The following is a 20,542-nucleotide window of genomic DNA, read 5'->3' as shown; positions in this document are numbered from 1 at the left end:
GTGCACCTCGGGGTGACGAAGACAAAGGGGGACCTGAGATGAACGCCAATCTGGCTGCTGCTCTGTATCTCGTGGCGGGGGTGCTGTTCATCCTGTCGCTGCGCGGCCTGTCGAGCCCGGCGTCGTCGCGCCAGGGCAACATGTTCGGCATGATCGGCATGGCGATCGCCGTCGCCACCACGCTGGCCAGCCATCCGCCGGCCGACGGCGTGGCCTGGCTGCTGGTCATCGTCGCGATCGCGATCGGCGGCGGCATCGGCGCGGTGATCGCGCGCCGGGTGCCGATGACCTCGATGCCCGAGCTCGTCGCCGCGTTCCACTCGCTGGTCGGCATGGCCGCGGTGCTGGTCGCCGCCGGTGCGTTCTATGCGCCCGAGGCGTTCGACATCGGCACGCCCGGCAACATCCATCCGCAGAGCCTGGTCGAGATGTCGCTCGGCGTCGCGATCGGCGCGCTGACCTTCACCGGCTCGGTGATCGCGTTCCTCAAGCTGTCGGCCCGGATGAGCGGCGCGCCCATCATCCTGCCGTTCCGCCACGTCATCAACATCGTGCTGGCGCTGGCGCTGGTGTTCTTCATCGTCGGCCTCGTGCTGTCGGGCAGCGCGCTCGACTTCTGGCTGATCACCATCATCGCGCTGGCGCTCGGCGTGCTGATGATCATCCCGATCGGCGGCGCCGACATGCCGGTCGTGATCTCGATGCTGAATTCCTACTCCGGCTGGGCCGCGGCCGGCATCGGCTTCACGCTCGGCAACTCGGCGCTGATCATCACCGGCGCGCTGGTCGGCTCCTCCGGCGCGATCCTGTCCTACATCATGTGCCATGCGATGAACCGCTCGTTCATCTCGGTGATCCTCGGCGGCTTCGGCGGCGAGACCGCGGCCGCCGGTGGCGGCTCGGGCGAGCAGAAGCCCGCCAAGCTTGGCTCGGCGGATGATGCCGCCTTCATCATGAAGAACGCATCCAAGGTCATCATCGTGCCCGGCTACGGCATGGCGGTGGCGCAGGCCCAGCACGCGCTGCGCGAGATGGGCGACATCCTGAAGAAGGAAGGCGTCGAGGTGAAATACGCCATTCACCCGGTGGCGGGGCGCATGCCCGGCCACATGAACGTGCTGCTGGCCGAGGCCAACGTGCCCTATGACGAGGTGTTCGAGCTCGAGGACATCAACTCCGAGTTCGCCCAGGCCGACATCGCCTTCGTGATCGGCGCCAACGACGTCACCAACCCGGCGGCGGAAGAGGACAAGACCTCGCCGATCTACGGCATGCCGGTGCTGCAGGTCTGGAAGGCCGGCACCGTGATGTTCATCAAGCGCTCGCTGGCGTCGGGCTATGCCGGCATCGACAACCCGCTATTCTACCGCGACAACACCATGATGCTGCTCGGCGACGCCAAGAAGGTCACCGAAAACATCGTCAAGGCGATGTAGGGCGGCGGCAATGGTCCTGAATCGGGAGTGGCATCGAACCCATCGCATGCCGCCCCGGGCCACGCGCGAGCAGCGCATCAAGTGGCATGTCGCGCATGCAAAGGCGTGCGCCTGCCGGCCAATCCCCGACAGCATCAAGTCCGACGTCGAGAAGCTGCGCAAGCTCCGCGGCAAGACATAGAAGCGGCCACCGGTGATGGCGCTGGCACTCGCAATCTTGAAATGGCTCGTGATCGCAGCGGTCGTCGTCTATCTCGGCGGGCTCGCGGTGCTGTTCGTCAAGCAGCGCGAATTGCTGTTTCCGATCCCGCCGGTCGGGCGCACCGCGCCGGCCGCCGCCGGCTTTCCCGAAGCCGAGGAGCATGTCCTGACCACCGCCGACGGCGAGAAGGTCATCGTCTGGCATGTGCCGGCGAAGCCGGGCCGGCCCGTGGTGCTGTTCTTTCATGGCAATGGCGATTTCCTTGCCGGCCGCGTCGCGCGCTTCAAGGCCATCACGGCCGACGGCACCGGGCTGGTGGCGCTGTCGTTTCGCGGCTACGCCGGGTCGAGCGGATCTCCGAGCGAGCAGGGGCTGCTGCAGGACGCCGCGGCGGCCTACGCGTTCACCACCGCGCGCTACCGCGCCGAGCAGATCGTGGCCTGGGGATTCTCGCTCGGCACCGGCGTCGCGGTTGCGCTCGCTGCCGAACATCCGGTCGGCAGACTGATCCTGGAGGCGCCCTACACATCGACCGCCGACGTCGCCGGCGCGCACTTCTGGTATGTGCCGGTCAGCCTGTTGATGCGGGATCAATTCCACTCCGACCGGCGAATCACCGGCGTTACCGTGACGCTCCTGATCATGCACGGCACGAACGACCCGGTGATCCCGATCCGCTTCGGCGAGCGCCTGTTCGGCCTCGCCCGTGAGCCCAAGCAGTTCGTGCGTTTGCCCGGCGGCGGGCACGACAATCTCGACGATTTCGGTGCGATGGAGACGGCGAGGCGGTTTATCGACGCCGCAAAAGGCTGACGGCGGCGATCGTCTGTCGCATAATCGGGCCGGTCGAATTGAGGGGGCTGACGACATGAGCGCGCACGCACCGATGCCACGGTCGTCCTGGCTGTATCCCGTTCTGGCGATGCTGTTGTTCGTCGCCGTCACGGCGTCGGGCTACGCCTTCGCACCGTCCGCCGCTGGCTGGCTGTTCGCGGCCGTGCTGCTCGTGATCCTGTTCGGCACGGTTTTTGCGGCCGTCCACCATGCCGAGATGATTGCCGAGCGGATCGGCGAGCCGTTCGGTACGTTGCTGCTGACGCTGGCGGTGACGATCATCGAGGTGGCGCTGATCTCGACCATCATGCTGGGCGACACGCCGGCCCCGACCCTGGCGCGCGACACGGTGTTCGCGGTCGTGATGATCGTCTGCAACGGCCTGGTCGGGCTTTGCATCTTCATCGGTGGCTTGCGCTACCGCGAGCAGGATTTCCAGATCACCGGCGCCAACCTTTACCTCAGCGTGCTGTTCGTGCTCGCCACCATCACGCTCGACATGCCGAACTTTACGCTCACTGCGCCGGGGCCGGTCTATTCCACGGCCCAGCTCGCCGTCATCAGCGTGGTGACCCTGCTGCTTTATGCGGTGTTCCTCTACACCCAGACCATTCGCCACCGCGACTATTTCGTCAGCGGCGCCAACGAGGCGGCGGCGCATGGCGAGGTGATGTCGGACCGGATGACGGCGATCAGCGTTGCCCTGCTGCTGGCTTCGCTGCTGGCGGTGGTGCTGCTGGCCAAGAAATTCTCGCTGGTGGTCGATGTCGTGACCGTCAAGATCGGGGCGCCGCCGGCCTTCGCTGGCCTGGTGGTGGCGGCCCTGATCCTGTTACCGGAAAGCGTTGCCGCGGTGGCGGCGGCGCGCAAGAACGACCTGCAGAAGAGCATCAACCTCGCGCTCGGCTCGTCGATCGCCACCATCGGGCTCACGGTTCCCGCGGTGGCCGTTGCCGCCTATGCGCTCGACAAGCAGCTGGTGCTCGGGCTCAGCAACCAGCATATGCTGATCCTGCTGCTCACCTTCATGGTCAGCATGCTCACCTTCGGAACCGGCCGCACCAACATCCTGTTCGGGCTCGTTCACATGGTGGTCTTCGCCGTGTTCGTGTTCATGGTATTCGTGCCGTAATGGGAGAGAATGACGATGTTGAGCGCCAAATCGGACGTGCAGGTGGATGCGGCGGAGGTCCGCGTGACCGAGTGGCGGCTCGCGCCGGGCAGCGCCACTGGCCACCACACCCATGAGATGGACTACGTCATCGTTCCGATCACGGCGGGCGAGATGACGATCGTGGCGCCGAACGGCGAGCGCTCGAAGGCGCAGCTCGCCGTCGGCAAGTCCTACTTCCGCAAGGCCGGGGTCCAGCACGACGTGCTCAACGAGACGGCCAGCGAGATCGTGTTCCTTGAGGTCGAACTCAAGCCCTGACGCGGCGCCTTAACCCTGCGCGCGCCGAATGGCAGGTCCGAGCCTGCGCGGCTGTGGAAATTCATAACCCGTTAACGGCTGCACGATGATCTAGCAGGTGGATGCGGCCTGCGCAGGGGGCGCCTCCGGCTGAAACCAAGATGACACCAAAGGTGACGGCGGAACGGGGGTTTGCCACCGATCCGTCGCAGTTGATCCCTGAATGTGCCTCAAAGTTCCAGCATGAAATACCAGGGCGGGGAGTGGCAGGTCATGCTGAGTTACCTGAAGAAATTCGTGATGGACATCTTACCCTCGGTGGCAGCGACCATCATCGGGGCGTACATCGTTAATCACTACATCGTGGCCAGGCCGGAAGCGCCGGCGGCCGCAGCCGTGACCGCCGCCGTGGATCCCAAAGCCGATCCGAAGGCCGCCGCCAAGCCCGCCGAAAAGTCCACCGTGGTCAGCAGCCTCCCCGAAGCCGGCGTGAAGGCCAAGGGCATGTCCGAGCGCACGCTGATCGAGCGCTCCGCGTCCGAGAAGGCTACCGTCACCGAGAAGCCCGCCGAGCCCAAATCTACCGACCCCAAGGCTGCCGACTCGAAGCCTGATGCGCCCGCCGATACCGCCAGCATCCTCGCCGACTCGCGCCATCGTCCGGTGGCGCCGAAGGCGGTCGCGAAGGCCGCGCCAGCTGCCGCGCCGCAGCTTTCCGCTCCTGCGACGTCAGCCGCGCCGGCCGAGGCCGCGGTCACGCCTGAGGAAAATCGCGACGCCAACGATCTTGCCCGCGCCGCCATCGAGCGGTTGCGCAAGGAGCGTCCGCAGGATGCTGCGCGCTCCCAGGATGCGGCGCGTACCGATCTTGCCCGCCTGCCTGACCAGCAGCGTCCGGCCGCCGCGTCGGCGATCCGCCCCTTGCCGCCGCCGATCATGGTGTCGAACCCATCCGGCGAGAATGCCGATCAATCCTCGCAGTCGCGTCCGCCCTACGCCGCCAGCGCTCAGGATTCGAACCGGCTGACGCCGCCGGCCGATATTCCGGTTCCGGTGCTGCAGGCCCCGCTCGACCTGCGCGCCGACGCCGCCATGCCGGCGCCCAAGAACGAGCGGACCAGTGAGCGCAGCTCGGTGACCGACGACGTGTTCTCCGGCATGAAGTCGATGTTCCACGCCGTCTTGCCGAAGTAAGCCGAACTCGCCGAAGTAAGCCGAACAATTATCCGCCGGTGCGCGCCAGCCCGCTGCGCGCGGTCTCGTCCCTTGGCCGCAGCGCCAGGGCGTGATTGTAGGACGCCGCCGCCTTGGCCTTGTCGCCAAGTCGCTCATAGGCCTGGCCGCGCGCGCTCCACGCCGCAACATTGTTGGGATCGGCCTGCACGGCCTCGTCGAGATCGGCGACGGCCTGCTTGGCCTTGTCGAGCGCGAGATAGCTGGTGGCGCGGCTGACCAGAGGCTCGGCCTTCTGCGGCGACAGCCCGCTGGCCGCCGTGAAATCGTCGATCGCCTGCTGATGTTGCCCACGGCCCTGATAGATCAGGCCACGGCCATACAGAGCCTGGATGTTGTAGGGATCGGTCGTCAGCGCTTGCTCAAATTCCGCCTGCGCCTCGTCGAGCTTGCCGGAATGCGCCAGCACCTGGCCGCGCGTGGCGTGATCCTTGGCGCTGTTGATGTCCTGCGGCGTGATCGTGTCGGCAGCCGGCTTGTCGGCGGTGGCAGCCGGTTTAGGCTTGTCGTCCGAGCCCCATGATCCGAGATCGAAGGAGCAGCCTCCGAGCGGCAGGCCGAGAGCCACTGCAGCGATGATGAGTTGCGATGCGCGACGGCGGTGCGCAGTCCCTGGATGTACTGGTCCTGGGGGAAGGGGGCGGAGCGCCGAAGCAGCCATTATGCAAAACGCTCCTGCCGGTAATTTTGCATTGGTACCCCGGAACGAGGCTCGCTTCAAAACGACAACGCGGGCCCGGGGCCCGCGCTGTTAGACTTCCAGATCTGCAAAACGGTTCAGCGGGGGCCGCGACCAGCGCCCGGACCACCAGGACGGCCACCGCGATCGCCACCCGGACCGGCGCCAAACACCGGCTTCGGCTTCATCGGCAGCAGGCCTTCGCGCTGCAGCTTCTTGCGCGCCAGCTTGCGTGCGCGGCGCACGGCTTCGGCCTTTTCGCGAGCCTTCTTCTCAGAGGGCTTTTCGTAGTGACCGCGGAGCTTCATCTCGCGGAAAATGCCCTCGCGCTGCATCTTCTTCTTCAGCGCCTTGAGAGCTTGGTCGACATTGTTATCGCGGACGAGAACCTGCACGCGGCATCCTCTTTTGAATTGATCGGTTCGGAATTCTGGCGAGGTGAAGGGGCGGCAAAAGGCCTGCCTCTTAACCCTAGGCGCGCGCATGTATCAGACAAACGCGCAGATGTCCACCGGTCGAGTGACTTTCGGGCCTAGTAAAGCCACGAAATGGGGCGAAAATGCCTTTGTGCGGCCCTGATTTGGGTGATTTGGCGCCGGGATCGGGGCCGTTCCCGGAGTTTTGAGAACTTCGGACATTGGAAATAGGGGAGATGCCACATGGCGATGAAGAAATACGCGGCCGAGGCCATCGGTACGTTCTGGCTCACATTTGCCGGCTGCGGCAGCGCGGTGATCGCAGCCGGCTTTCCGCAGGTCGGCATCGGCCTGGTCGGCGTGTCACTGGCGTTTGGGCTCAGCGTGGTGACCATGGCCTATGCGATCGGCCATATCTCGGGCTGCCACCTCAACCCGGCCGTCACGGTCGGGCTGGCTGCGGGTGGGCGTTTTCCGGGCGGCCAGGTGCTGCCCTACATCATCGCGCAGGTCGTGGGTGCCATCATCGCGGCCTGGCTGCTTTATGTGATCGCCAGCGGCGCGCCCGGCTTTGACGTCAGCAAGGGCTTCGCCTCCAATGGCTATGATGCGCATTCACCCGGCCAGTACAGCATGGTGGTGTGCTTCATCACCGAAGTGGTGATGACCATGATGTTCCTGTTCATCATCATGGGATCGACCCATGGCAAGGCGCCCGCCGGCTTCGCGCCGCTCGCGATCGGCCTTGCGCTGGTGATGATCCATCTGGTCAGCATTCCCGTCACCAACACCTCGGTGAACCCGGCGCGCAGCACCGGGCCGGCACTGTTCGTCGGCGGCTGGGCGGTGGCGCAGCTCTGGATGTTCTGGGTCGCGCCGCTGATCGGCGGTGCCTTGGGCGGCGTGATCTATCGCTGGCTCAGCGACGAGCCGACCGGTGTCGTTGCCGGCGTGAAGACCTGACCGGCAAAACGGGATCGTGGCAGCCACGATCCCGCTTCCATCGATCTGTCGCGAATGCCGCTGCGAAGCGTGGCGGATCAAGGCTTGCGGGGCGGCGTCACTTCGGTGACGTGCCCCATCTTGCGGCCGGGGCGCGGCGTGCCCTTGCCGTAGAGATGCACGGTGACGCCGGGGACGGTGAGCCACTGCTCGTAGCTCAGGATATCGTCGCCGATCAGGTTGGTCATGGTGACCTCGCCATGGCGCACCGGCTTGCCGAGCGGCCAGCCGGCGATCGCGCGGATGTGCTGCTCGAACTGTGAGATCGAGGCGCCGTCGAGCGTCCAGTGGCCGGAATTGTGCACGCGTGGCGCGATCTCGTTGACCAGCACCGTCGCCGCGCCATTGCCGGGCACGACAAACAGCTCCACCGCAAGCACGCCGACATAGTCGAGCGCCGTGGCGATCTTTTCGGCGATCGCCCGCGCCTGTGCGGATAGCTCCTCGGGGATCGCGGCGGGCGCGCGGGAAATTTTCAGGATGTGGTCGCGATGCTCGTTCTCGGTGACGTCGAAGCACTCGACCTCGCCGGACGCGGAGCGGGCCGCGATCACCGAGATCTCGCGCTCGAACGTCACGAAGGCCTCGAGGATCGCCGACTTGGTGCCGAGGTCCTGCCAGACCTGTTCGAGGTCGTCGCCGGCGCGGATGATCGCCTGGCCCTTGCCGTCATAGCCGAAGCGGCGGGTCTTGATCACCGCGGGCAGGCCGATCCGTTCGATCGCCGCGCGCAGCGTCGCGACCGAGGAGACGTCGGCATAATCAGCAGTGCCGATGCCGAGCTTGCTGACGAAATCCTTCTCGATCAGCCGGTCCTGCGTGGTCTCGAGGATCTTCTGCGCCGGCAGCACCGGGCGTCGCGCGGCGAGCACCATGGCGGTCGCGGCCGGGACGTTCTCGAACTCATAGGTGACGACGTCGACGTCGTTGGCGAACAGTTCGAGCGCCTCGACGTCGGCATATTCCGCGCAGGTCGCGTTCTGCACCACGTCGAAGGCCGGCGAGTCCGGGTCGGGCGAAAACACCTGGCAGCGGAGCCCGAGGCGCGCTGCGGCCATCGCCAGCATCCGGCCCAATTGTCCGCCGCCGAGGATTCCAATGGTGTCGCCCGGCTTCAGCTTCACTGCGTTTGAAGCCGTCACGCCGTACCCTCCGGATGGTCCTTGACCGCGTCGGTCTGCTGCTGTCGCCAGGCCGCAAGCCGGCCGGCCAGGGCAGCATCGTTGAGCGCGAGCACGCTTGCCGCGAGCAAGGCGGCATTGATCGCGCCGGCCTTGCCGATCGCGAGCGTTCCGACCGGGATCCCGGCTGGCATCTGCACGATCGAATAGAGCGAATCGACGCCGGACAGCGCCTTCGACTCGACGGGAACCCCGAACACCGGCAGCTCCGTCAGCGCGGCCGCCATGCCCGGCAGGTGGGCCGCACCGCCGGCGCCGGCGATGATCACCTTGTGGCCGGCAGCCTTGGCGCCCTTGGCGAAGGCATAGAGCCGATCGGGGGTGCGGTGGGCCGAAACAATGCGCGTTTCGCAGGCAATACCAAGCGCAGCCAGCGTGTCGGCGGCGTGGCGCATGGTCCCCCAGTCGGACTGACTTCCCATGATGATGGCGATCGGAGCGGTCATCTCTTCAATTCTGTGCAGGAATCCAAAAGCATAGGCCGATTATAGGGGCGGCCCGGGCGTCATCCAAGGCGTGGCAAGGGAGTTAGAATGGACTATCCTGTCTTGGTGAATCCCGGCAAGCCTTCATAAGCAGGCCTCAACAAGGATGCGCATGAAGAAGACGACGGCGGCCGCCTCGGGGGCATCGAAACGACGCAAAGGCACAACGGCCGCGCGCAAATCCGGGCCTGGCAAGGCCGGACGTAAGCAGGCCGGAAGCAAACAGGCCGGAACAAAACGGGCTGGAACCGAAGCGTCTACGCGCGGGGCGGTCGCATCCAGCGACAAATCGACGATCCGCAGGCTGCGGGCACAGCTGGCGCGGGCCCAGGCCCGGATCGAGGAGCTGCAGGCCTCGTCCGAGACCGACTTCCTGCTCGACATCCTGAACCGGCGCGGCTTCGAGCGCGAACTCGCCCGTTCGCTCTCCTTCATCAAGCGCTATCACGCCTCCGGCGCGCTGATCGTGCTCGACGTCGACCGTCTCAAGCCGATCAACGACAGCTTCGGGCATGCAGCGGGCGACGAGGTGCTGAAGGCGATCGTTGCCGCGATATCGGATCAGGTGCGCGCGTCCGACGTGGTCGGCCGTCTCGGTGGCGACGAGTTTGCCGTGCTGCTGTGGAATCTCAGCGAGACCGATGCGAGAGCCAAGGCCGCGGCGCTGGAGGAGGCGATCGACCGCCTGACCTTCATGTTCCGTGGCAACCACGTTTCCGCCGGCGCCTCCGCGGGCGTCGCGATCCTCACCGCGCATTCGGATGTCGAGCGCGTCCTCGATGAGGCCGACCGGGCGATGTATGTGCGCAAGGCGCAGCGGCGCCACGAATCCTAGACTTCGCTCGAAAACGCTCCGGGGATTAGAGCGCGCTCAGATCCTCCGGCACGTTGCCGTAGGCGCGCAACAGCTTGGCGTCGCCGAATTCGCCGATCGCAGGATCGCCGGTGCGGCTGAATGCGACCGCGCCGATGCTGCCCGGCATTCGCGACATCGTCTCCGCACGGCGCAGCGCGATCGCCGAGCTCTGGCATTCCTCGGCATTGCCGGCGACCGGCGTGCCGTCGTCGTCCTGCATGAAGGGCAACGCCACGTAGTAGGTGACATCGGTCATCGCTGGTGCCCCGGATGTTAAGCGGCGTCGCTCGCCGCCTGGCTCTGCGCCGGAACGCAGCCGGCGGTGATCGCGGCCTGTAATTCCTCGAGCTCGGCTTCCAGATATTCATTGGCCATGATGAGCGCCTTGATGGTGCTGCGCAGGTTGCCGTCGCACATCGCGATCGCCTGATCGCAGGCCTTCTCGTAGTGGCTGTGCTCGGGCTGGGAACGCGGTGCGGACATGGCGAAACTCCCTCTCATGGCTAGCGGCTGGACCAATACGTTCCTATTTTGTTCTCACAGAGTCAAGCATGCTTCCGCCGTCGCGAGTGATCGCCGGCAACGGCCCGGACAGCCGCTTTCCTAATCGCTTCTTAACGATGTAGACTTCATATGCACGATATCGTGCACACCGCCCGCACAGTTCGGAAGCACGGCGTATGGACGACTTAGAGCAACGCTGCGAGTCCTGCGATCTCACGAGGCGCTGGATCGGCGCCGAGATGCTGAACAGCGACTACGAGGCGATGGCCCTGCAGTGCCCGGAGTGCAAGTCGATCCTGCGTCTTGTGGTGCCACGGCCGAAGCGACCGCGAAACGGCCCGTCCTGATCCATCCTCATTCCCGCCGGTGCCACGAATGTGAAGCCGGCACGCGAACTGTGGATGACGGGGAAAACTGCCGTCTGATTTTGAATCGGGGCCGCCGAACCGCGCGCTGCGCGCATCAGGCGATGATGTCGGGCGTGATCTGGTCTTCGATGAAGGCGATGCGATCGCGCAATTGCAGCTTCCGCTTCTTCAAGCGTTGCAGCATCAGGAGATCCGGCGCCGGAGACTGATGCAGCGCGTCGATCGCGGCATCGAGGTCGCGGTGCTCTTGTTGCAGACGCGCGAGCTCGGCGTGGAGTTCGCGCTCATCCTGATCGTTCATGGTTGTGTATTAACTGATAAGCACGATGAGATTGTTGCGGCCGAAGCAGCCGCTTGCTGGAATATCCTCCTTGGGCGCGCGCCGCGCAAGCCGGTCCGGTTCCATAGTCACGATTGGTTACAGATAAACCGAAACACGTGCACGCGGCATTTCGCTTTCCCCGTCGACAGCGCCGTCCACTTGTGTACACTCGGGAGTCCGGATCGAACCTGAGGTTTAACGCACCGAGGAGAGTTCGCAATGGCAATACAGGCCCATCTCGTTGAGCTGGAGCGTAAGCACAAAATACTCGAAAACGAACTGCACGAAGCGCTCGTGCACCCCTCAGTCGACGACCTGCATATTTGCGAGCTGAAGCGCCGCAAGTTGATGGTCAAGGATCAAATCGAGCGGTTGAAGAGTTCCGCGGACGATACGGTCCACTAGTTCCCCCACCAACATCAACCAAGCTTATCTGCCGCCGGATGGACGCTTGAGCGCGACCATCCCCCGGCAGGCTATGCTGCACGCGCTCAGAGCTCGGCCAGGTCGCCAACATGGTCGGCGACCGCGAGCGATGACGTCAGTCCGGGCGATTCAATCCCGAACAGGTTGATCAGGCCAGCGACGCCGTGCTCGGCCGGCCCCTGGATCAGGAAATCCTGGGTCGCCACCGCGGGCGGCACGATCTTGGGCCGGATTCCGGAATAGCTCGGCATCAGCGCGCCATCCGGCAGCGTCGGCCAGTATTTCCGGATCGCCGGATAGAACCGCTCGGCCCGCGCCGGATCGACGGCGTAGTCGATGTGATCGATCCATTCGACGTCGGGGCCGAACCTCGCCTGTCCGGCCATGTCGAGCGTCAGGTGCACGCCGAGCCCGCCGGGCTCCGGCACCGGATAGATCAGCCGCGAGAACGGCGCCCGGGCGCTGCAGCTGAAGTAATTGCCCTTGGCCAAATAGGCCGTTGGAATCAATTCGATCGGCATGCCCTCGACACTGCGGGCGACCGCCGTGGCGCCGAGTCCGGCGGCATTGACCAGGAGGTCGCAGGCGAGCGTCATCGGCGCCGCGCCGCCGGTCTCGATCTCGAACCCGTTGGCGGTGGCCCGGGCGTGCAGCAGCGGCGTGTGGAACGCGAATGCCGCGCCGGCGGCCTCGGCGTCGCCGCGCAGCGCCAGCATATAGGCATGGCTGTCGATGATCCCGGTCGAGGGCGACAGCAGCGCGGCGTCGCAATTCAGCGCCGGCTCCAGCGCACGCGCGGCCTCGCCTGACAACAGCTGCATGTCGTCGACGCCGTTGGCCTCGGCATGCGAGCGGATCGACTGCAGCTTCTCGGTCTCCGCTGCTGTGGTGGCGACGATCAGCTTGCCGCAACTCTTGTGCGGGACGCCGTGCTCGGCGCAGTAGCGATAAAGCGCCCGCTTGCCGCTGACGCACATCCGCGCCATCAGGCTGCCGGCGCGATAGTAGATGCCGGCGTGGATCACCTCGCTGTTTCGCGACGAGGTCACCGTGCCGATCGCCTCGGCCTCGTCGATCACAATCACTTCGCGGCCGGCCTGTGCCAGCCGGCGCGCCACGGCGAGGCCGATCACCCCCGCACCGACGATCACGCAATCAACCCTGTCCATCTCGTCCTTCAGGTCCGAATATTTCCGCGTATTGCGGGCTTGCCGCCCTGCGCCAGCATCGTTCAGCCGATCCGGCGCATTTGGGCAAGTGGTTGGGCCATCTCGAATAGTTGGGGAGCCATGCCTTGTTAGTGGAGCATTAATCATGTCAGGGCAATTGCCGTATATTAAGTCACATTTTCCGGTTGCATCCCTACGCGTTTACCCGATCCAAACTGCCGGAGCCGAACACTCGCACCGGAAATCCGCGGGTGATCGATGGCTGGCAGGAAGTGGCAGGCGGGCGGGAAGAATTCGATTCCGGCAAGGGCCGTGCTTTGCCTGATCGCCGCCGTCACCCCGTGCGGTGTCGCCTCGGCCGGCACCGGCGCGTTCGCGCCGTCGACCTATCTCGGTGACCTCGACCCCGGCGTGGTCTGGGAGCTTTTGATCGGCAGCGTGGTGGTCGCGTCCTTCTTCGGTGCGGTCGGGCTCTGGATCCTCTCGGCCCTGCGCAAGGCCAAGCGCGCGCAACTGCGGCGCAACGCCTTTGTCTCGTCGGCGCTCAACCATCTGAACCAGGGCGTCGTGATGACGGATGCGCGCGAGCGCATCGTGTTCTGCAACGACCGCTATCTCGATATCTACGGCCTGTCGCGCGCCGATATCAGGCGCAACATGACCGGCGTCGAGCTGCTGGAGCTGCGCCGCAGCCGCGGCGTGCTCGATATCAGCGCCGTGGATTTCTTTGCCAGGGCCGCGGCGCCGGAGGGGCTGGTCACCGAACTGCCCGGCGGCAGGTCGGTGCTGGTGAGATATTTTCCGCTGCCCAACGGCGGCTCGGTCGCGACCCATCTCGATTGCACCGACCAGCGCAAGCTGTCGCGCAAGCTCGCCTCGACCACGCAATTCCTGGAATCGGTGCTCGACAACGTTCCGGTCTGCGTCGCGGCCAAGAACATCGAGGACGGCCGCTACATCTTCGCCAACCGCGCATTCGAGCGCTTCTCGCGTTTCTCGCGCGAGCACATCGTGGGCAAGCGCGCCGACGAGATCTTCCGTCCCGAGACCGCCGTCAGCATCGACACCGCCGACCGTGCGGCGCTGAACGCGCCGGAAGGCTATCACCGCAGCGAATTCTTCGTGGAGCGCGGTTCGGAGAAACGCATCCTAGCCTCGAACCGGGTGATCGCCCGCAACGAGGCCGGCGAACCGGAATTCCTGATCGCGCTGTTCGAGGACGTCACCGACCGCCGCTCGCTGTCGCGCGAGCTCGAGAACAACAAGAAATTCCTCGAGCTCGTGGTCGACAACATCCCGGTCTCGCTGATCGTCCAGCGCGTCAGCGACGGCCGCTATCTCTTGGCCAACCGCAGCGCCGAGACGATCCTCAATCGCCGCCGCGAGGATGCAGCCGGCCTTACCGCCTCCGACATCTTCAATGCGCGCGAAGCCAAGCTGATCGTCGCCCGCGACGAGGCCGCGATCAGGAAGCGCAGCATGATCGCCGAGGAGCACCCGATCTCGACCAAGGACGGCCTGCGGCTGTTCCTGACCCGCCGCATGACCGTGCTCGACGATGTCGGCGAGCCGCAATATCTGATCAAGACCCATGAGGACGTCACCGACCGGCGCCAGACCGAGTCGCGCATGGCGCACATGGCCTACCACGACGGCCTGACCGATCTGCCGAACCGCGCCGCCTTCCTGCAGGCGCTGACCCAGATGATCGAGGCCTGCGCCGGCACCGACGAGGAGTTCGCCGTGCTCTGCGTCGACCTCGACGGGCTGAAGGAGATCAACGACGTCTACGGCCATGCGATGGGCGACAAGGTGCTGATCGAGGTCGCGCAACGGCTGCAGGGTGCGGCGCGCGGCGGCGTGGTCGCACGCCTGTCCGGCGACGAATTCGGCCTCATCATCGACGGCAAGCAGCCTGCCGCCGGCATTGCGCTGGCCGAGCAGGCCGCCGAGGCGCTCGCGGAGGATTTTGCGATCGACGGCAAGTCGGTGCGCACCGGCCTCACCACCGGCATCGCGGTGTTCCCGCACAACGGATCCGACGCAGCCTCGCTGCTGGCCAATTCCGGCGCGGCGCTGTTCCGCGCCAAGGCGAAATCGCGCGGCACGATCTCGATCTTCGAGCCGGAGATGGATCAGCAGATTCGCGATCGCCGCGTGTTGCACCAGGAGCTGTCGGTCGCGATCAAGAACGGTGAATTGTCGCTCTACTACCAGCCGCAGGCGGCGGCGGGCGCGAGCGTTGCAAGCAGCGAGATCATCGGCTTCGAGGCGCTGGCGCGCTGGCACCATCCGGTGCGCGGCTTCGTGCCGCCCGGCGACTTCATTCCGCTCGCGGAAGAAAGTGGCCTGATCGTCGAGATGGGCGAATGGATCCTGCGCGAAGCCTGCCGGGAAGCGGCCTCCTGGGCGGCTCCGCTGCAGGTCGCGGTCAACCTGTCGCCGGCGCAATTCACCCATGGCGACCTCGTCGGCCTCGTCCATTCGATCCTGCTCGAGACTGGGCTGACGCCCGACCGGCTCGAGCTCGAAATCACGGAAGGCGTGCTGATCGAGGATTTCGACCGCGGCCTGTCGCTGCTGCGGCGGCTGAAGGCGCTCGGCGTCCGCATCTCGATGGACGATTTCGGCAGCGGCTATTCCTCGCTGAGCTACCTGCAGGCGTTTCCGTTCGACAAGATCAAGATCGACCGCGCCTTCGTCATCAATCTCGGCCGCAATCCGCAATCGGCCGCGATCGTGCGCGCGGTCATCGATCTCGGCCACGGCCTCGAAATGTCGATCGTCGCCGAAGGCGTCGAGACCGAGGCGCAGCTCCTCTTCCTCTCGGAAGAAGGCTGTGACGCGGTGCAGGGCTATCTGATCGGCAGGCCGGCCCCGATCAGTCAATTTGCCGCGCTGGTCGGGGGCGACCATCTTGCGGAATCCGTGCGCAAGGCCGGGTAGGCGGGCCTGAACCGCCGGTCCGGACCGGCCGGCGCTGCTTGCCATCCGTTGCATGCCCGGATACATCTTGGGCCACCACAACATGTGAACCGAGAAAGGAGGGCTGCGTCGTGGCGCGATTCACCGATCCCCACCTCAAGCGTGGCCCCGTCAACGCCCTGCAAATGCGTTTGCAGGGCTGACCGGAAACTCGCGTAAAATCTCTGGTCTGCCCTTCGTGGCCGTGCAGCGTCGAACGTTTGCGCCTGCACTTGAATCCCTCGCCGCGCTTCGACACGCACATCCGATGACGGCTGCAAGCCTCCGGATGTCGTGATTGCCGGCAAGACCAGAGATTTGATCGTGACCCTCATCAATGTACGCGGTCTCGGCGTGACGCTGAACGCGCCGCTGTTTTCCGAACTGAATTTTGTCGTCAATGCCGGTGACCGGATCGGGCTGGTGGCCGCCAACGGCCGCGGCAAATCCACGCTGCTGCGCTGCATCGCTGACACGATGGAGCCCAACGAGGGCGATATCACCCGCGCGCGCGGACTGACCGTCGGCCATGTCGCGCAGGATGCGCCGCCAAGACTGCTGGATATGCCGTTCCATGCCGCAGTGCTTGGGGCGCTGCCCGCCGAGCAACGCGCCGGCGAGGGCTGGCGGGTCGACGTCGCCTTGCAGTCGCTCGACGTGCCCGAGGAGCTGTGGGCGAGGCCGCTGAAGCAACTGAGCGGCGGCTGGCTGCGGCTTGCGCTGCTCGCCCGCGTGCTGCTGACCGAGCCGGATGTGTTGCTGCTCGACGAGCCGACCAACCATCTCGACCTCGCCAAGATCGGTAGGCTTGAGGCCTGGCTGAATGCGCTGCCACGCGAGATGCCGGTGGTGATCGCAAGCCACGACCGCGCCTTTCTCGATGCGACCACCAACCGGACGCTGTTCTTGCGCCCGGAGCGGTCGCAGCTGTTCTCGTTGCCCTACACGCCGGCGCGCGCCGCGCTCGACGAATTCGATGCCGCGGACGAGCGGCGCTTTCAGCGCGACATGAAGACCGTGCGGCAGTTGCGGCAGCAGGCCGCGAAGCTCAACAACCTCGGCATCAATTCCGGCAGCGACCTGCTGCTGTCCAAGACCAAGCAATTGAAGCAGCGCGCCGAGAGACTGGAGGAGACGGCGAAGCCGGCGCATCTGGAACGCTCGGCCGGAACGATCCGGCTCGCCAACCGCGACACCCATGCTAGGGTGCTGATCAGGCTGAATAACGCCGCGATCGCCACGCCCGACGGTAGGCTGCTGTTCCGAACCGGGCAGCAGTTCATCTGCAAGGGCGATCGCATCGCGCTGCTCGGACCGAACGGCGCGGGCAAGACCCGGTTCGTCGCGGCGCTGCGGCTGGCAATCAAGAGTCCCGAGGCTGCAATCGCCGAGATCCGCGCCACGGAGTCACTCGTACTTGGCTATTGCGACCAGGCGCTGGCCGATCTCGCGGATAGCGACACGCCGATGCGCATGCTGACCCGGCGCTTCGAGGTCGGCGACCAGCGTGCGCGGGGTCTGCTCGCCGGCGCCGGGCTCTCGATCGAGATGCAGGGCCGTCCGATCGGGCGGCTGTCGGGCGGGCAGAAGGCGCGCCTCGGCATGCTGGTGCTGCGGCTCACCCAGCCCAACTTCTATCTGCTCGATGAGCCGACCAACCACCTCGACATCGAGGGCCAGGAGACGCTGGAGGAGGAACTGATGGAACAGCAGGCCAGCGGCCTGTTGGTGTCGCACGACCGCCAGTTCGTGCGGACGGTCGCCAACCGGTTCTGGGTGATCGAAGGAAAGAAGCTGATCGAGGTCGATGGCCCCGAACACTTCTTCGCCTCGGTCGGCGCAAGCTGACGCCTTTTTTGTGCGAGCACATACTCCGTTCGCATGGAAATGCGATAGGCGTTGCGCATGGCGGACTACGACGTCGCGATCATCGGCGGTGGCCTGAACGGCACGAGCATTGCGCGTGATGCGGCCGGCCGCGGCCTGCGCGTGATCCTGCTGGAGCAGGGCGATCTCGGCTCCGGCGCGTCGCAGGCGTCGCCGCGGCTGGTCCACGGCGACCTGGCGGGGTTGGAACGGCGCGAGTTCTTCCGCGTCCGTCGCGCGCTCAGGGAACGCGACGTGTTGCTGCGCATCGCGCCGCATCTGGTGCGGCCGGCGCGCTTTGCGATCCCGGCGCATGCCGAGGAACGGCCGCTGTGGCAATTGCGGTCGTTGCTGCTGCTTTACGAGCGTCTCGCCTCGCGCAGCGGCCTGCCGCGCTCGGCGACGCTCGACGTCACCCACCATCCGGTCGGCAATGCGTTGAAGCGGCCGTTCGGAACCGCGTTCGAATATTCCGATTGCGTCGTCGACGATTCCCGGCTCGTCGTGCTTACCGCCGTCGATGCCGCGGCGCGCGGCGCCGATATCCGCACCGGCGCCCGCCTGACCCGGGCCGAGCGTGGCGAGACCTGGCGGCTGGTCGCGATCGACCGCGGCTATCGCCGGGTGATCACGGCGCGGTCGCTGGTCAACGCGACCGGCGCGTGGACCGCTTCCGTCGCCGACACCGTGTTGCGCGTGCCGGCGCAACCGCTTGCGACGGTGCAGATCAGCCAGATCGTGGTGCGCCGCCTGTTCGACTGCGACAACGTCTATGCATTCCAGAACAGTGACGGGCAACTGATCTTCGCCAGCCCCTATGAGCGCGACTTCACCCTGATCGGCAGCGTCAGCCATCCCTTCAAGGGCGATCCGGCTATTGTCGCGATGGGGGTGCGAGAAGTGGCGTATCTCTGCGAAGCGGCCAATCGCTACTTTCGCGAACAGATCGCGCCGGTCGATGTGCTGCGAACGATCTCCGGCGCTAATTCCGTCGTTGCGTCAGCGCACCGGCGCGCGAGCGACGGGATCGCGTCGCTCGATTTCAGGCGTGGCAAGGCGCCGCTGCTCACGATCTTCGGTGGCGACGTCACCACCTCGCGTCGCCGCGCCGAGCGGGCGGTCTCCGAGTTCACGCGGTTCTATCCGATGACGCCGCGCTGGACCGCGACAGTGCCGTTGCCGGGCGGCGAATTCGCCTGGCAGCGCTTTGAGACCGAGGTCGACATCGCCCGCGACCGCTGGCGCTTTCTCGGCGAGGCGCAGGCGCGGCGGCTGGTGGCCGCCTATGGGTTGAACGTCAAGGACGTCCTCGGAGACGCGAGGGAGAAGGCCGATCTGGGCCCTGCCTTTGGTCCCGAATTAACCGGCGCGGAGGTGCGCTACCTCATGCGCAAGGAATGGGCGCGCTTTCCGGACGACGTGCTGTGGCGGCGCTCGAAGCTCGGGCTGACCATGCCGCCAGCCGATCGCGCCGCGCTCGCAGCATTCATGGCGAAGCCGGAGTAAGCGCAACTCTCAAACCTCCCCTTGCAAAGGGGAGGTCGCTTGCTCGCCAGAGCAAAGCGGCTGGGGATCCTGTCTCCATGACAACCGGTGTCGCTTGTGGCCGACCCCCATCCCGACCTTCCCCCTTTTCAGGGGGAAGGAGAACAGTTCCCGGCCGGCGCGACAGCGTAGCTCGAATGGAGCGCAGCGAAATCCGGGAACAGGCGGCGAGACAGTCACCAACCGCAACAGCGGCTATTGCCTTGCCGCCTCCTGCGACCAGGCGAGGTCGCGCCGGGACGGACGCCGGTGCAGCCGCTCCGAGATCAGGCCTGTCGCTTGCCGGCCCTGACCGGCACGCAGGCACGCGACGATGAAGGTGTCCTCCCACAATTCGCGCTGCGCATGGCTGCCGCCGATCCGCACCAGCTCGGGCATCAGCGGCGCCAGGATGCGCACGGCGTTGTCGTGGTCGCCGGCGGCGAAGGCCGCGACGCCCCGGCCGAGCCCGATCGCGGCAGGACCGGGCGCCAACTTGCCGTCGGCGTCGCGCACCGCCATCTCGGCGAGCCGCGCCTCGAGCGCGTCATTGTTGCTCGTGGCCGAGACCAGCGCGTGGTGCACATCGGCGAAATGCGCGCCGGCTTTCGGGAAATAGCCGTCGCCATAGGCGGCGACGTCCTTCCAGTGCGACTCGAGACCGCTCTTGCCGGCGACCGACAGCCGCCAGAGCAGCGAGGCCGTGTCGGTGTAGATATTGAGCGGCGGATAGGGCCGGCCGGCCGGCTTGATGTGCTGCTCGTAGATGTCGAGCGCACCGTCGGCGTCGCCTTCCTCGATTGCGATCAAAGCGAGGTGCCAGGCGAGATGGCCCTGCAGGAAGCTGGTGCGATCATTCGCCGGCAACCAGTTGGAGAGGAAGCTGCGGCCTTCCGCCCCGTCGCCCTGCTCGAACAGCGCATGCGCCACGGCGTGCGCGGCGCCGGCGTTCTCCGGCTTCAGCGCATAGCCGCGCTCGGTGACGGCGCGGCCCGAGACGACATCGCCGGCTTCGGTCTTCGACCAGCCGAGATAGGTCAGGAACCACCAGTCATTGCCATAGTCGCTGATGTAGCGTTCGCAGATGGCGAGCCGCGCGGCGTCATGGTCCGGCCGGCCGGAGAAGGCGTAGAGGCCGAAGGCGCCCAGCAAGAGCGACAGCACCTGGGCATCGCGCGGATATTCGGTGAGGTGCTGTTCGGCAGCCGTCATCGCCTTCTTGCCCTGGCCCTCGATCACCGACGCGATGATCTCGATGTGCTGGAGCTCGCGCGGGCTCGCCGCGGCGGCCAGCTGTCGTGCATCGGCCGCCTTGGCGCGGGCCTTAGCACCTTCCATGTTGAGCTGGTGCACGCGGGCGCGCCCGATATGGGCCAGCGCGAAATCCGGGTCCGCGGCAATGGCTGTCTCGAACGCCGCATCGGCGCCGTGCAGCGCCGCCAGCATGCGATCGACGCCGTCGACATAATATGCGGCGGCTCGATCTGAGGCGGTGGTCAGTGGCAGGCCGTAACGGTCGTGAATCATCGGTTGTCCTCCCGAATTTGGCTGCGAAGTCTAGCAGAGGCATGGGAGCCGACAATATTGCGGGAGATGTCCGTGAGACGGTTGAGCCGGCAGCGATCCGCCGCTAGCTTGCGGCCGGGATTGGACCTTGCGGGGAA

At 65.9% G+C, this 20,542-nt stretch carries 22 protein-coding genes; 13 read left to right on the top strand and 9 right to left on the bottom strand.

The window, feature by feature from the left end; translation table 11 throughout:
* The first annotated feature begins 38 nt into the window (after positions 1–38).
* The 6 genes from HAP48_RS09335 to HAP48_RS09315 all read left to right on the top strand — a co-directional run bounded on the left by HAP48_RS09335 (position 39) and on the right by HAP48_RS09315 (position 5,077).
* Positions 39–1,436, top strand: a complete 1,398-nt coding sequence (locus tag HAP48_RS09335; protein WP_166214012.1) for an NAD(P)(+) transhydrogenase (Re/Si-specific) subunit beta — start codon at positions 39–41, stop codon at positions 1,434–1,436.
* A 46-nt stretch (positions 1,437–1,482) separates the two neighbouring features.
* Positions 1,483–1,617: a hypothetical protein gene (locus tag HAP48_RS49970; protein ID WP_275949036.1), complete on the top strand. Its 135-nt coding sequence runs from the start codon at positions 1,483–1,485 to the stop codon at positions 1,615–1,617.
* A 15-nt stretch (positions 1,618–1,632) separates the two neighbouring features.
* Entirely contained in the window at positions 1,633–2,451 is an 819-nt protein-coding gene (locus HAP48_RS09330; RefSeq protein ID WP_166216665.1) for an alpha/beta hydrolase, read from the top strand.
* 55 nt (positions 2,452–2,506) lie between these two features.
* Positions 2,507–3,604, top strand: a complete 1,098-nt coding sequence (locus HAP48_RS09325) for a calcium:cation antiporter (protein WP_029085512.1) — start codon at positions 2,507–2,509, stop codon at positions 3,602–3,604.
* A 15-nt stretch (positions 3,605–3,619) separates the two neighbouring features.
* Entirely contained in the window at positions 3,620–3,904 is a 285-nt protein-coding gene (locus HAP48_RS09320) for a cupin domain-containing protein (protein ID WP_166216668.1), read from the top strand.
* Between the two features lie 252 nt (positions 3,905–4,156).
* Positions 4,157–5,077, top strand: coding sequence for a hypothetical protein (locus HAP48_RS09315; protein WP_166214013.1), 921 nt, complete (start codon positions 4,157–4,159; stop codon positions 5,075–5,077).
* Positions 5,078–5,105: 28 nt separating this feature from the next.
* Here the strand turns inward: HAP48_RS09315 and HAP48_RS09310 are convergent, their stop codons facing one another.
* Positions 5,106–5,684 carry a tetratricopeptide repeat protein gene (locus HAP48_RS09310; RefSeq protein WP_224496982.1) on the bottom strand — a complete coding sequence of 193 codons (579 nt, stop codon included), beginning with the start codon at positions 5,682–5,684 and terminating at the stop codon, positions 5,106–5,108.
* Between the two features lie 209 nt (positions 5,685–5,893).
* Entirely contained in the window at positions 5,894–6,190 is a 297-nt protein-coding gene (gene rpsU / locus HAP48_RS09305) for a 30S ribosomal protein S21 (protein ID WP_029085516.1), read from the bottom strand.
* Between the two features lie 264 nt (positions 6,191–6,454).
* On the opposite strand from rpsU, the gene aqpZ reads away from it, so the two are divergent.
* Entirely contained in the window at positions 6,455–7,174 is a 720-nt protein-coding gene (gene aqpZ / locus HAP48_RS09300; RefSeq protein ID WP_166214015.1) for an aquaporin Z, read from the top strand.
* Between the two features lie 77 nt (positions 7,175–7,251).
* On the opposite strand, the gene HAP48_RS09295 is transcribed toward aqpZ, so the two are convergent.
* Positions 7,252–8,355: a 5-(carboxyamino)imidazole ribonucleotide synthase gene (locus HAP48_RS09295; protein ID WP_166214016.1), complete on the bottom strand. Its 1,104-nt coding sequence runs from the start codon at positions 8,353–8,355 to the stop codon at positions 7,252–7,254.
* Entirely contained in the window at positions 8,352–8,840 is a 489-nt protein-coding gene (gene purE, locus HAP48_RS09290; RefSeq protein ID WP_166214017.1) for a 5-(carboxyamino)imidazole ribonucleotide mutase, read from the bottom strand. The genes HAP48_RS09295 and purE overlap by 4 nt, the downstream gene beginning before the upstream one ends.
* 145 nt (positions 8,841–8,985) lie before the next feature.
* Between purE and HAP48_RS09285 the strand changes: the two genes are divergently transcribed.
* Positions 8,986–9,714, top strand: a complete 729-nt coding sequence (locus HAP48_RS09285) for a GGDEF domain-containing protein (RefSeq protein WP_166214018.1) — start codon at positions 8,986–8,988, stop codon at positions 9,712–9,714.
* Positions 9,715–9,739: 25 nt separating this feature from the next.
* Here the strand turns inward: HAP48_RS09285 and HAP48_RS09280 are convergent, their stop codons facing one another.
* Positions 9,740–9,991: a hypothetical protein gene (locus HAP48_RS09280; protein WP_166214019.1), complete on the bottom strand. Its 252-nt coding sequence runs from the start codon at positions 9,989–9,991 to the stop codon at positions 9,740–9,742.
* A gap of 17 nt (positions 9,992–10,008) precedes the next feature.
* Positions 10,009–10,218 carry a hypothetical protein gene (locus HAP48_RS09275; RefSeq protein ID WP_166214020.1) on the bottom strand — a complete coding sequence of 70 codons (210 nt, stop codon included), beginning with the start codon at positions 10,216–10,218 and terminating at the stop codon, positions 10,009–10,011.
* Positions 10,219–10,415: 197 nt separating this feature from the next.
* On the opposite strand from HAP48_RS09275, the gene HAP48_RS09270 reads away from it, so the two are divergent.
* Entirely contained in the window at positions 10,416–10,586 is a 171-nt protein-coding gene (locus tag HAP48_RS09270; protein WP_166214021.1) for a hypothetical protein, read from the top strand.
* Positions 10,587–10,701: 115 nt separating this feature from the next.
* On the opposite strand, the gene HAP48_RS09265 is transcribed toward HAP48_RS09270, so the two are convergent.
* The gene (locus HAP48_RS09265; protein WP_029085523.1) at positions 10,702–10,908 is read right to left on the bottom strand and encodes a YdcH family protein; all 207 of its coding nucleotides are present in this window, start codon (positions 10,906–10,908) and stop codon (positions 10,702–10,704) included.
* A 240-nt stretch (positions 10,909–11,148) separates the two neighbouring features.
* Between HAP48_RS09265 and HAP48_RS09260 the strand changes: the two genes are divergently transcribed.
* Positions 11,149–11,334 (top strand): YdcH family protein, encoded by a 186-nt coding sequence (locus tag HAP48_RS09260; RefSeq protein WP_029085524.1) that lies wholly within the window; start codon positions 11,149–11,151, stop codon positions 11,332–11,334.
* Positions 11,335–11,420: 86 nt separating this feature from the next.
* Here the strand turns inward: HAP48_RS09260 and HAP48_RS09255 are convergent, their stop codons facing one another.
* Entirely contained in the window at positions 11,421–12,590 is a 1,170-nt protein-coding gene (locus HAP48_RS09255; RefSeq protein WP_224497145.1) for an NAD(P)/FAD-dependent oxidoreductase, read from the bottom strand.
* Between the two features lie 192 nt (positions 12,591–12,782).
* On the opposite strand from HAP48_RS09255, the gene HAP48_RS09250 reads away from it, so the two are divergent.
* The 3 genes from HAP48_RS09250 to HAP48_RS09240 all read left to right on the top strand — a co-directional run bounded on the left by HAP48_RS09250 (position 12,783) and on the right by HAP48_RS09240 (position 18,860).
* Positions 12,783–15,470, top strand: a complete 2,688-nt coding sequence (locus HAP48_RS09250) for a sensor domain-containing protein (protein WP_166214022.1) — start codon at positions 12,783–12,785, stop codon at positions 15,468–15,470.
* Positions 15,471–15,812: 342 nt separating this feature from the next.
* The gene (locus tag HAP48_RS09245; protein ID WP_166214023.1) at positions 15,813–17,336 is read left to right on the top strand and encodes an ABC-F family ATP-binding cassette domain-containing protein; all 1,524 of its coding nucleotides are present in this window, start codon (positions 15,813–15,815) and stop codon (positions 17,334–17,336) included.
* A 57-nt stretch (positions 17,337–17,393) separates the two neighbouring features.
* The gene (locus HAP48_RS09240; RefSeq protein WP_166214024.1) at positions 17,394–18,860 is read left to right on the top strand and encodes a glycerol-3-phosphate dehydrogenase; all 1,467 of its coding nucleotides are present in this window, start codon (positions 17,394–17,396) and stop codon (positions 18,858–18,860) included.
* Positions 18,861–19,094: 234 nt separating this feature from the next.
* On the opposite strand, the gene HAP48_RS09235 is transcribed toward HAP48_RS09240, so the two are convergent.
* Entirely contained in the window at positions 19,095–20,324 is a 1,230-nt protein-coding gene (locus HAP48_RS09235; protein ID WP_166216674.1) for a tetratricopeptide repeat protein, read from the bottom strand.
* Positions 20,325–20,542 lie beyond the last annotated feature (218 nt).

The organism is Bradyrhizobium septentrionale (assembly GCF_011516645.4).
Taxonomy (GTDB): Bacteria; Pseudomonadota; Alphaproteobacteria; order Rhizobiales; family Xanthobacteraceae; genus Bradyrhizobium; species Bradyrhizobium septentrionale.
The sequence above is the reverse complement of the archived record's forward strand: the minus strand, read 5'-3'. Positions and strand labels throughout refer to the sequence as shown.